9 protein-coding genes are annotated in these 11938 nt (G+C 53.4%); 4 read left to right on the top strand and 5 right to left on the bottom strand.

Annotation, left to right across the window (positions count from 1 at the left end; translation table 11 throughout):
• Nucleotides 1–703: 703 nt before the first annotated feature.
• A complete protein-coding gene (locus tag AC2T28_RS18875) occupies nt 704–3196 on the bottom strand; it encodes an ATP-binding protein (protein WP_486750198.1) in 2493 nt (830 codons plus the stop codon).
• On the bottom strand, nt 3196–3924 hold the full coding sequence (locus AC2T28_RS18870; protein WP_486750197.1) for a response regulator transcription factor: 729 nt from the start codon (nt 3922–3924) through the stop codon (nt 3196–3198). Before AC2T28_RS18870 ends, AC2T28_RS18875 begins: the two co-directional genes overlap by 1 nt.
• A gap of 256 nt (nt 3925–4180) precedes the next feature.
• On the opposite strand from AC2T28_RS18870, the gene phnD reads away from it, so the two are divergent.
• From phnD to phnE (AC2T28_RS18850), 4 genes are all read left to right on the top strand, one after another.
• Nucleotides 4181–5161 (top strand): phosphate/phosphite/phosphonate ABC transporter substrate-binding protein, encoded by a 981-nt coding sequence (gene phnD, locus AC2T28_RS18865; protein WP_486750196.1) that lies wholly within the window; start codon nt 4181–4183, stop codon nt 5159–5161.
• A gap of 123 nt (nt 5162–5284) precedes the next feature.
• The gene (gene phnC, locus AC2T28_RS18860; protein WP_486750195.1) at nt 5285–6058 is read left to right on the top strand and encodes a phosphonate ABC transporter ATP-binding protein; all 774 of its coding nucleotides are present in this window, start codon (nt 5285–5287) and stop codon (nt 6056–6058) included.
• On the top strand, nt 6055–6849 hold the full coding sequence (gene phnE / locus AC2T28_RS18855; protein ID WP_486750194.1) for a phosphonate ABC transporter, permease protein PhnE: 795 nt from the start codon (nt 6055–6057) through the stop codon (nt 6847–6849). Before phnC ends, phnE (AC2T28_RS18855) begins: the two co-directional genes overlap by 4 nt.
• Nucleotides 6849–7658: a phosphonate ABC transporter, permease protein PhnE gene (gene phnE / locus AC2T28_RS18850; protein WP_486750204.1), complete on the top strand. Its 810-nt coding sequence runs from the start codon at nt 6849–6851 to the stop codon at nt 7656–7658. Before phnE (AC2T28_RS18855) ends, phnE (AC2T28_RS18850) begins: the two co-directional genes overlap by 1 nt.
• 324 nt (nt 7659–7982) lie before the next feature.
• On the opposite strand, the gene AC2T28_RS18845 is transcribed toward phnE (AC2T28_RS18850), so the two are convergent.
• From AC2T28_RS18845 to AC2T28_RS18835, 3 genes are read right to left on the bottom strand one after another with little or no spacing between them, the layout of a single operon-like run.
• On the bottom strand, nt 7983–9074 hold the full coding sequence (locus tag AC2T28_RS18845) for an ABC transporter ATP-binding protein (protein ID WP_486750193.1): 1092 nt from the start codon (nt 9072–9074) through the stop codon (nt 7983–7985).
• A gap of 24 nt (nt 9075–9098) precedes the next feature.
• Nucleotides 9099–10754 (bottom strand): beta-galactosidase BglA, encoded by a 1656-nt coding sequence (bglA, locus tag AC2T28_RS18840; protein ID WP_486750192.1) that lies wholly within the window; start codon nt 10752–10754, stop codon nt 9099–9101.
• A 25-nt stretch (nt 10755–10779) separates the two neighbouring features.
• Nucleotides 10780–11934, bottom strand: coding sequence for a carbohydrate ABC transporter permease (locus AC2T28_RS18835; protein ID WP_486750191.1), 1155 nt, complete (start codon nt 11932–11934; stop codon nt 10780–10782).
• Between the last annotated feature and the right edge of the window lie 4 nt (nt 11935–11938).

The raw sequence follows: 11938 nt of genomic DNA, 5'->3' as shown, positions 1-11938 counted from the left end.
TCTCATATCAATAAGGAAATTGAATCAGTCAGACATCCCTAAATCAACAAGAGTTTTTCAACAGAATAAGCCCAAAGCGGACCACCTACTTGCAAGTCGCTTGCTAGAGTCGCTGATGCAATTCGGCCGGTTTCCGGACCTACGCTGCGTTCACCACCAAATGCAGCAATGCGCAGTAATTGACCTTTGCAAAGTTAGCCCTCAGGACGCGCCGCATCCCGTCGAAATTCGTCTGCCCGTTTCAGTCCCATAGTCAGTTTCCTTTGCTGCTTTAGCGTCGGGGCGTCTCCAGAGGCTCAGCTGAAACCGGACGATTTTGCTACGGCGCCCTCGGTTTAGGCAAGCAGTTAAGATATGGGCGGAGGGTCGACCTTCGTTGCAGGTGCCTATACTTGTGATCGATAATAGACCGAAATTATTCAAAGCTACGGGGTGCGTTTCCTGAACGAAAGATAAATAGGTTGCTCAATCAGACCGGTTTAGACCGCCAATGACCTTGGCGTACATCGCAAATATACTGTTAATGCACTCGAAGCATGGCCCCTGCATCACAGCCAGTTCGTTGCGAAATCAAATCAATCAGATGAGCAGATTTCTAACACAGATGAGATCGCAATTGGTTCCAAAAACTCCGACGACAGTCACCACCGTATCCTAGCTTTAGGCGCGAACCAATTCATTGGGGGCGATTTTTTTCAAGCCATCAGGATGGCGTAACCAATTTTCGCATCATAGTTTCAGAAAAGGGTTTCATCAGAGTGGTAGGCCGAGGTGCGCTGCCAAGTGCTTTTGGAACTCGATAGGTCTCTCGGGTCGACATGAGAACTAGTCGGCACTCTGGAAACCGGTTATGCCCTAGCTGAAGAATCTCCCAACCGGACGCTCCATTGTCCAGATTCAAGTCGCTCAATACGATGTCAAATTTAGGTTGCTGCTGAAGCTGAGCGCAACCCGCGCTGAAACTCGCCGCCTTGAAAACGACATAGCCCAGACGTTCCAAAGTATCTGAGGCGGAGGCCAGATAAGTGGGGTCATCATCAACCACCAATGCAGTTCCTTGCACAAGCCTTTCATCGCGTCGGCCGACCTCTTGCGTCAGCGCAGGAAAACTTAGAGTCGCGGTGGTGCCCTGATGTGGGCGTTCGGTTTGAGAGGTGAGAGTTAGATGCCCACCAGATTGGTGGACGAAGCCGTCGACCATGGACAGCCCTAAGCCTGTGCCGCTACCATCCTCGCGGTTGGAGTAGAAGGGTTCAGTTGCGTGGCGCAGCACCTCCGGCGACATACCGGAGCCATTGTCGCGGATCGACAACGTTGCCCCTCCATCATCGGTTACGCGCACTCGGATGTGCCCGGCTCCGTCGATTGCTTGACCGGCGTTTACACAGAGATTCAGAACCGCGCTTTCCAATTGCCCTGGATCCACCCTGACCAAGACAGGCTCGGCCGGAATATCAAAGTCCATTGACACCGAGCTGGGCACCGCGATTTCTAGTAGATCGGCCATCCCTTTGACCAACACCCCAATGTCAGTCACTTGCGGCTCCAAGTGTTGTTTGCGAGCAAACGCCAACAATCTCTCTGTTAGCGAGACGCCCAGGTCCAGAGCGGATCTTAACCGGGTATGAAGATGTCGCGCATCTTCGGCCTCCGCCGCCTCAAGCAGGTGTAGATTGCCCGAGATGCTTGACAAGATATTGCCAAAATCATGGGCAACCTCGCCAGATACTTTACCCAGCGCCTCCACCCTTCGAATTTCCTCCAGTCGCTGCTCTACCCTTTTCCGCTCAGTGGTTTCTGACAAAAGCCAAACGTCTTCCCCATTAGGCAAAGGAGAGCATCGCAACTCCAAAACGTTTCCACTTGGATCTGCATATTCTTCAAATCCCCCGTGCTCAACGGCTGAGGTTCGCCGTGAAAAATTCGATTGTGCGATCAATTCTTGAAACTTTGCACGCGCTCCCTCTGTGGCAGGTTGCAATCTCAGAAGACGGCGGAGATTGTCATTTTCCGCCTCTATACTGCCATCGGTAGAGGCAATTGCCACACCATCCTTAATGTTTCGAAAAACGCGCGAAAATAGCGCGTTCTGATGGCCAATCTGCCGGGTTCTGCGTTCCAACTTGCGGGCACTCTCCCGAAACACATGAAACGCTGCATACAGCTGCCCAATTTCATCCTCTGATTTTGGCCCTTGTTGCAGAACTGTGCTGTGGTGCCCAGCTGCAAGTCTACGCATCGCCTCTGCAATGAGATGCAGATTGCGGGCTACGTAACGCGATACGTAAAGCGACGATGTGATCGCCACCAATAAGCTAGCAGCAGTTAATGCTATAAAAACATTTTTAGCAAATGCGAGATTGTTGGATGTCTCTGCACGGGCCAACGAAAGCCGAGCCTCGGCTTGTGCTACCGTTGCCTCAGCAAAAGTGCTGACACGACTGACTTCTTGCCGAATGCGAAACAACGCGTTTTCTGCGTCAAGCTGCGCTGCTAGATCGCGATGCTTTAGGGTGAACAGATTTTCGCTACGCAACGTCGCCTGCTCTATTTCTGCCAAAGTGCCTTCATGAACCGGCAATAGTTGTGGCAACAATTGATTCCGTTGATTCGTGAACCGGCGGCTGAAATTCCCCAGATCTATCAGCGTATTGGCCCGGCCCGCCCCTATCGCGCTCGCGGTAAGTTGTTGCAAACCAGCCCAGATTTCTCGCTCCTCCAATGGCAATGCTGTGTCTCCCGCTAGGCGCCGCACACGTTGGTTAAGCCGAACCATATCGCGATCAATTGCATCCAAATCCGCCTTGCGAGTGGCTTGCGGTGCCAATGCTGACGTTAAATCATCAATGGCAAACTGAAGACGGGCAACCGGTAAATCCAAGGCTCTATTGCCAGCTGCGAGTACCTCGATCCGGTTCAGGGTTTCCACCACTTTGTCCTGTTCTTGTTCCAACTGAAACGGAGGAAAGAGCGCATGCAGAAATGGCGCAGAAGTCGCCAGATCGGCGGATTCCCGTGACAAATCTAACGCATCAGACACTTCTGCCAACGTGTCTTTGTGCAACACATTCATCCAGAGTTCCGTGCGGTTTAGCACCAGCGCACCTATTAAGCTGACCAGCAAGATAAGGCCGAACAGAACGGCAAGCGCGGCCGACAAGCGAAACCGGACGCTCAAGTTGGAAAGAGTGGTCATCATTGGCCTTTCGGCAACAAGTGAAAGATATATCCCTGTGCTCGGCGTGTTTGTAGATGCACCGGCTTAGAGGCAACCGGTTCAATTTTGCGGCGCAGTCGCAGGATCAAAACATCGATAGTGCGATCCACGTAACGCTGCATATCAGACCCTAACTCTTCCAACAGTTCAGGCCGGGGGATGACCCGGTTGGGGTTGCGCGCAAAATACTCCAACAGACGGTATTCCGCATTGGTCAGCGGAATTTCCTCGCCCTCGGCGTCCAACACACGACGAGTCTGAACATCAATACGCTTGGTGCCAAAGGCAATGCCTTGCGCCGAAGTCAAGTTGGGTTTCGAGCCACCATGCCCGTAACGCCGCAACACCGCTCGAATACGTGCGACTAGCTCGCGCGGATTAAAAGGTTTGATTAAGTAGTCATCCGCGCCAGTTTCCAGTCCAATGATCTTGTCGATCTCGTCTCCCACACCAGTGAGCATAACAATTGGAATTTCGTAGCGCTCACGAATGTGGATCGCCAGAGTAAGCCCAGACTCCCCGCGCAAGCGCAGATCAATCAGTGCCAAATCAACTGGTGGCGGGTCACCCAGCGCAACAAAAGACGGGATGTCGGGACAACACACCGCATCAAATCCACTTTCGTGCATTAGAGCGGAAAGGGTGGTACGCACGCTCTCATCGTCGTCCACAATGGCAATGAGCGGTTCAGTTTTACCTGTCTGCATACAACTTTTTCCTGTGACTTACAGCGGCACCGGAATTCCACCATCTGCCGGACTTTTCAGTTTCAGTGATGCAGAGTATGCCAGACTTTTAGCCTGTGCGTACGCGTTTGTAATACTGTTAACATTAAACCGGTTTTCCGTCTGTTTCATTAACAGAACTAGTCTCGCTTCAGTGCTGTGCTCTTCTACCTTGAGCTGGTCAGCGTATTGCCTTTGGCCCAATTTGCAAAAGGCGAGCGTTTTAAGGGAGGACACCATGACACCATATATCACCCGCGCCGTAACGGCACTGGGCATCCTATCGGTAAGCGCTTTTGCTGCCGTTGCCGAAGATTGCGCTGATCGAGGCGCACTCGATGAGCTTTACTGTGACGCCAACGGCGATCTGGTTGCGGACACGCCGACCGACCCAGCGAAGCTAAGCAATCCCGATACCTTGGTATTTGCCTATACTCCGGTTGAGGATCCGGCAGTCTACGCGGACATTTGGGCCCCCTTTATTGCTCATATGGAAGACGTCACCGGCAAGGACGTGCAGTTTTTCGCGGTGCAATCCAACTCCGCTGAAGTCGAAGCGATGCGCTCGGGCCGCTTGCACGTGGCGGGTTTTTCAACGGGTCCAACGCCGTTTGCAGTGAACCTCGCAGGTGCGGTACCGTTTGCTATCATGGGCGCTGAGGACGGCCAGTTTGGCTACAAGCTACAGGTCTTCACCCAAGCAGGCAGCGATATCCAGAAAGTTGAGGATCTGGCAGGTCGCCGGGTCGCACACACCTCACCAACCTCGAACTCGGGCAACCAAGCGCCACGCGCATTGTTCCCATCTCTGGGCGTTGAACCTGACAAGGACTACGAAGTTATTTACTCAGGTTCCCATGATCAATCCATGCTGGGCGTTGTGGCTGGCGACTATGACGCGGCACCTGTAGCGTCTGAAGTAGTCGACCGAATGGCGGAACGTGGCCTCTATGACACCAGTGACGTGCGAATGATTTGGGAAAGCGATCCGTTCCCGACCACTTCCTTCAACCTGGCACACAACTTGGATCCAGCGCTTGCCGAGAAGATCAAAGAAGCCTTCTTCACATTCGAGTTTGCGGGCACAAAATTGGGTGATGAATTTGCGGGCGTCAGCAAGTTCATTCCAATCACGTATCAGGATCAATGGGCGGTTATTCGTCAGATTCAGAGGTCCAATGGAGTGGAATATACGCCCCAAGGTTTCGCTGGAAAGTAACCTGAACACCTTACTCAGCCCGGACAGCGTTTTCCGCAGTCCGGGCTCTTCTCCTGTCTATGACCTGCCGCCTTTAGAGGGAAACACGTCCTAGACAGGCAGCACTATGTCCGAGGGACCGCAATGCTAAAAATCACTAATCTGACCAAACGATATGGTTCCGGCGACCCGGTTCTCAAGGAGCTGGATCTGACTGTCGAAGGCGATCAGTTAACTTCCGTTATCGGCTCTTCCGGGGCCGGCAAAAGTACACTCTTGCGCTGTATCAATCGATTGGTTGAACCCACCTCGGGTTCCGTCGATCTGAACGGCACTGAATTCACCACCTTGAACCGACGAGACCTGCGCACCGCGCGTCGCCGCATTGGCATGGTTTTTCAAAGCTTCAATCTGATTGACCGGTTGACCGTGATGGAAAACGTACAGTCAGGGCGTTTGGGCTATATCTCGACGTGGGCCGCGCTCACTCGCCGCTATCCACGCGAGGACATTCGCCACGCTTATGAATTGATGGAGCGGGTTGGAATCGCGCATTACGCTGACCGTCGCGCCGATGAACTTTCTGGTGGAGAGCGCCAGCGCGTCGGTGTTGTGCGGGCCCTGATGCAGCGTCCCGAAATCCTCTTGGCTGATGAACCCACAGCTTCGCTCGATCCCAAAACGTCGGAGCAAATTATGTCGCTTCTTCGCGATCTAGCCTCCGAGCTGAAACTGCCGGTGATCATCAATATCCACAATGTGACTGAAGCGAAAGAATACAGCGACCGCATCGTCGGCATGCGGTATGGGCGCATCATATTTGATGACCAGCCTGCCAAGCTTGAGAAAGCGGAGATGGATGAAATCTACGCCGGAGTTCCAGCCATGGACCGCGCCGAAGTTGGAGCCGTGGCATGAACACTGGCAAAGACACCTGGCACAAGCCGCCGTTTATCAGCCACCCGGCCCTGAGGTACGGACTTTACATAGCTGTCTGCACCTATGTGGTTCTAACACTCGCCATGTTGCCAATTGACTGGGATCGGGTCTCTGATGGTATGCGCCGCGCGCAACGCATTTTTAGTGGAGCGTTTCCGCCAAATTTTGAGCGTTCCGGCCTGTTGATCGATGGATTTCTTGAGAGTTTGAAGATTGCCATATTGGCAACTGTAGGCGGCATTGCCCTTTCCGTGCCGCTGGCCTTTATGGCGGCCAGCAATATCTCGATCAAACCGATCTACTTGGTTGGTCGAAGCATAATTATTGTGGCGCGTAGCTTCCACCCGGTGATTGTTGCTATCATCTTTGTCAAGGCCGTTGGCTTTGGTCCCTTTGCTGGGGTGTTGACGCTGGTGGTCTATTCCATTGGCTTTGTTGCTAAATTGCTGGCCGAGCGCATCGAGGAGATCGATTTCGGCCAAGTAGAGGCAATGCGTTCCGTCGGCGCGGGCTTCCTTTCTACGCTGATCTATGCGGTGGTGCCACAAATTATGCCACGCCTGATTGGCCTGGGAATCTATCAGTTGGATAGCAATCTGCGAGCTTCCGCAGTGGTTGGCATCGTGGGCGCCGGCGGTATCGGTGCCACCTTGGCCAATGCCTTTGGCCGCTACGACTATGACTTTGCGCTCGCTATTACCATGGTCATTGTCGGCGCCATTCTCGTGTCTGAAGCGGTGAGTGGACTTATCAGGAAGAGGATTGCATGATGAGTACTCAATCTTTGCACCAGACACGTGATCACTGGTCTCGCTTCACGCTGCGCCAGCGTCTGATGCGCTATAGTGGCTTGACGTTAACACTCCTGGTTGTGGCTTGGGCTTTGAGCAGCATCGACGTGGTCTGGGAATGGGTTTGGGATGCGCCCGTTCAGATGGGTGATCTCTTTGGCCGTATGATGCCTCCGAACCCCAGCAATTTGCCTTCAATCCTTGAGGCTATCTGGCAGACCGTTAACATCGCAACGCTGGCTACAATGTTTGCTGTCGTGGTTTCGTTACCAGTGGCCTACATTTCAGCGCAGAACACCACGCCAAACCGAGTAACCCTCTGGATTGGCCGCTTCATCCTAGTGTCTTCGCGGTCGGTCAACACCATTATCTGGGCACTGCTCTTCGTGGCCATCTTTGGACCCGGCATCGTTGCAGGTATTGTGGCAATTATGTTTCGTTCGATCGGTTTTTTGGGCAAGCTGCTTGGTGAAGCCATTGAAGAGATTGATCAGAAACCGGTCGAAGCTCTTGAAGCCTGCGGCGCGTCGCGTCTCAAGATTGTACTCTACGCGATCGTGCCTCAGATCATGCCGGCTTTTTTCGCAATTGCCATTCTGCGCTGGGACATCAACCTGCGTGAGTCCACCGTACTGGGGCTTGTGGGGGCAGGCGGCATCGGCATGATCCTCCAAGGTGCGATAGACACTTTCAATTGGCCTGAGGTCTCCATGGTGCTGCTCACGATCCTCGCACTTGTGGTATTTGGCGAGGTGGTTTCTTCATACTTGCGCAAGAAGATCCTTTAAGAGTTTTGGCGGTCAGCAATCGCTGGCCGCCTTTCATTCGTAATTGACCAAGCATCACGATCGACACAAGTTTGACCTTTTAAAGGTATAAGCGTGTCCGGGCAGCATTGCCGACTGCAAAGGTTCATCAAGTATCTTTCTCTGGGCATGACCTGCTCCACACCGCCGCCAGGTTTTCCTACTTTCGCACTAGAGATTCGCGCCAAGTCGAACTGCGATCGCACCTATACCCTTTACGTCATCGCTACCGGCCGCAGCCTTAAAAGTCCAATTCTCTCGCCAAGTTGAACGAACTGCCTGATACTTCAATTGTGCCAAACGGCTTCATCGGTACAGTAAGGACTGGCCGTTATGGAAAATTTGAACTTTTTCGGGTTCCGCCGTCAGTCGCACTGTCTGGCCGCGAAGACCGTTGTGAATTCCCGGCAGTTTAGCAATCAAGGGGTCTTTGTCTTCTCTGGTTTGAAAGTAGAGAACAGTAACTTCTCCTAACGCCTCAACGATGTCCACGGTTCCTTCCATGATCCACTGATCGCTTTTTGTGCTCAGCATGTCTTCGGGCCGCACTCCGACGTTGACCTTTAGCCCTATATCACTGTCCAAGCTCGGAACTGTGGAGGAGGCTTCTCCACCGTTGTTCAGGCGCAGGGTTGTGATATCACCGGAGCCAACTATTTCTGCCGGAAACAAGTTCATGGCAGGGGAGCCGATGAACTGGGCCACAAATTCGTTCTCGGGCCGTTCGTACAGCTCTAATGGTGTCCCTACCTGGGCAATACCTTTGTTGGCAAGAACGACAATTCGGCTGGCGAGCGTCATGGCTTCAACCTGGTCGTGGGTGACGTAAATCATTGTGCTATTTGGCATGGCCTCTTTAAGCTGAGAGATTTCGATCCGGGTCGCAACACGCAGGGCTGCGTCAAGGTTTGAAAGGGGCTCGTCGAACAGATAAACTTTGGGATCACGGACGATAGAGCGGCCAATAGCGACCCGTTGACGTTGCCCGCCTGATAGGGCCTTGGGCAACCGGTCAAGGAGGGCATCCAGCTGTAATATTTTGGCGACCCGCTCGATCGAGGCGTCGATCTCAGCTTTGGGTTTGCCAGCAATTTTCAACGCAAAGGCCATGTTGTCGCGCACAGTCATATGCGGGTAGAGAGCGTAGGACTGGAACACCATCGCTATGCCACGTTGGGCTGGTGGAATGTCATTCACCACCTGGTCTTCAATTTCTAACGTACCCGAAGAGATCTTTTCCAGGCCGGCAATCATGCGAAGAAGTGTGGACTTGCCGCAGCCAGAAGGGCCAACAAATACCACCAACTCACCGGTTTTAATGTCGAGATTGATGTTCTTGAGAACGTCAACAGATCCCGCATAGGTTTTGGCAATATCGGTCAATTTCAGGTTGGCCATAAACGTCTATCTCCTTGTTCGTGTTCAGATCAGGCGTGCCAAGCAGGGCTGCCAGGGCTCTAACTCCACGATGTTTCCTGTTAAAAGCTCGGTGCTGCGCAGGTCCTTGCCGAATTGTTGCCAGTTACCCAGTGGAAGGGTTGCTTGGCTGGGGTCGTCGCCCAGGTTGAATGCGCAGAATAGTTTTTCGGCGCCCAGGGTTCTGGTGAAACTTAGAACCTCGCCTTTGGCCTGGATGTTGGTTAGCTCGCCCTTGGCCAGCGCGGGGCTGGTTTTCCTGAGCGCAATTGCTCGGCGGTAGTGATGCAGGATCGAACCTGCTTCCTGTTCCTGCACCGCGACCGAGCGATTGAGATGCTCAGCGCTGACAGGCAGCCATGGTTTGTTGCTGGAAAAACCGCCATTGCCGTTTGAGGCTTCCCAGGTCATCGGTGTGCGGCACCCGTCTCGGCCCTTGAATTGGGGCCAGAATTCTATGCCGTATGGGTCTTGGAGATCTTCAAATGCAACGTCAGCTTCGGGTAAACCCAGCTCCTCTCCTTGGTAAAGGCAAACAGTGCCACGCAGGCACATCAACATGGTTGTGAACAGGCGCTGTGCCTCGGCTGACAGGTTCCATCGGGATACATGGCGCATGACGTCATGGTTAGAAAAAGCCCAGCAGGCCCAACCCTCGGCGGCTACCCGGTCCACCTGTTCAAAGACTTCGACCACCCGAGCGGCGGTCAGTGGTGCTTGGGCCAGAAACTCAAAGGCATAACACATATGCACAAAGTCATTGCCGGCGGTGTACTGCCCGAGGATTTCCAGTCCCAGTTGAGCGTCACCAACTTCGCCAACAGCAGCTTTGTCTGGGTATTCGTTTAGCAGGGTGCGAAAGCGCCGCAGAAACTCGAGGTTCTCGGGTTGGTTTTTTGAGTACAAGTGCTCTTGGTGGTTATAGGGATTTACCGAGGGTGCAATGGTGGCGTTGCGATGTTGTGGCGGTAGAGCCGGATTGTCGCGCAGCTGTTTGTCATGGGTGTAGAAGTTGATGGTATCAAGGCGATATCCATCTACACCACGATCCAGCCAAAAGCGGGTCACGTCCAATAGGGCGTCCTGGACGTCAGGGCAGTGAAAGTTGAGGTCGGGTTGGCTGGACAGGAAGTTGTGCAGAAAATACTGTTCGCGTCGCGGATCCCATTGCCAGGCGGAGCCGCCAAAAATCGACAGCCAGTTGTTGGGTGGGGTCCCGTCCGGTTTGGGGTCTGACCAGACATACCAATCAGCTTTGTTATTTTTGCGACTGTTACGCGATTCCATGAACCAGGGATGTTGGTCTGATGTGTGTGACAACACCAGATCTATCATCACCCGAACACCCAGTTTGTGGGCTGTTTCAACAACCAGATCAAAATCATCCAGTGTGCCGAACATAGGGTCGACGCCGCAATAGTCGCTAACGTCGTAGCCAAAGTCTTTCATTGGTGATGTGAAGAAGGGCGAGATCCAAATCGCATCAACACCCAACGAGGCAATGTAGGGGAGGCGCCGGGCGATACCCAAAAGGTCGCCAATTCCGTCGCCGTTGCTGTCCTGAAAACTGCGCGGATAGATCTGATAGATCACCGCACCGCGCCACCAGTCTGGGTCGGCGGCCAGTATTTGTTCTGGCTGGATTTGGGCATTATTCTTCATGGTCGTAGTTCCGTCAAGAGGAGGGTTATTTGACTGAGCCGGCCAGCAGACCGCGCACCAGGTATTTCTGCATTGCAAAGAAAACGATCAGGGGAACCGAGATCGACACAAAGGCCGAGGTTGCTAGGATTTCCCAGTTGCCGCCGCGCGTGCCTAACATCTCGACGATTTGTTTGGTCATGACTGTTGTTTCTCCGGTCGAGTCGATCAGGAAAACCAGCGCCACTAGAAGGTCATTCCATGTCCACAAAAATTGGAAAATGGCAAAACTCGCCAGCGCAGGAAAGCTGAGCGGCAAGACAATTCGGGTGAAGATCTGGAAATCGGTGGCTCCATCAACGCGAGCGTTTTCGATGATATCGCGTGGGATGCCGACCATATAATTTCGCAGAAGATAGATGGCGAGTGGCAGCCCAAACCCTGTATGGGCCATCCAGGCCCCAAGATAACCTTTGCCGATGCCAATTTCGTTGTGAACTTTTAGCAAGGGGATCAACGCCAATTGTAATGGAACCACCAGCAGGCCAACGATTGCTGCAATCAACAGGGCGCGACCAGGGAATTCCATCCAGGCCAGCGCATAAGCGGCAAAGGCGGCGATCAAGATCGGGATGATTGTGGCGGGTATGGTTACGGTCAGCGTATTGAAAAACGCTTTGGCCATATTGTCAGTGGCGCCGCCGCTGATCAGAATTGTCTCGTAGTTCTTGAGGGTGAATTCCGGTGGCACCACGGCGGTTACAAAAACGCGAGGGCCGCGTTTGCCGGATATTTCCGTGTCACTTTCCAGCCGATAGCTGCCGTCAGCCTGAACCGTGATTTGGCCGCCCTTACGCAGTTCAGCCTGTTCGCCGGGTTGGTAAGCGCTAATCTCGCGGGATGAGGTTCCCCAAGCCGAGATTTCTGCGCTTTTGCTGTCCTCGGTGCCAAAGAGATTGCCCTCGATCACATATAATCCGCCAATCTGTACCTGTGTGCCCGGTGCGGCGGTGCGCAGTGTCAGGTTTTGCTCAGTAGGGAACAGGGCGCGCCACCAACCGCTGGATGCGATCTGATCTGCGGTGCGGAACGATGATACAAACAGCCCTAAGGTGGGAAACACCCAGAGTGCCACTAGCAGCACAACCGAGATATGGACCGCCCAGGTAAGTGCTGATTTTTGTCCGGCAATTGAACTCATGACA

The organism is Parasedimentitalea nitratireducens, from assembly GCF_057444295.1.
This window is presented reverse-complemented; position numbering and strand designations above follow the sequence as displayed.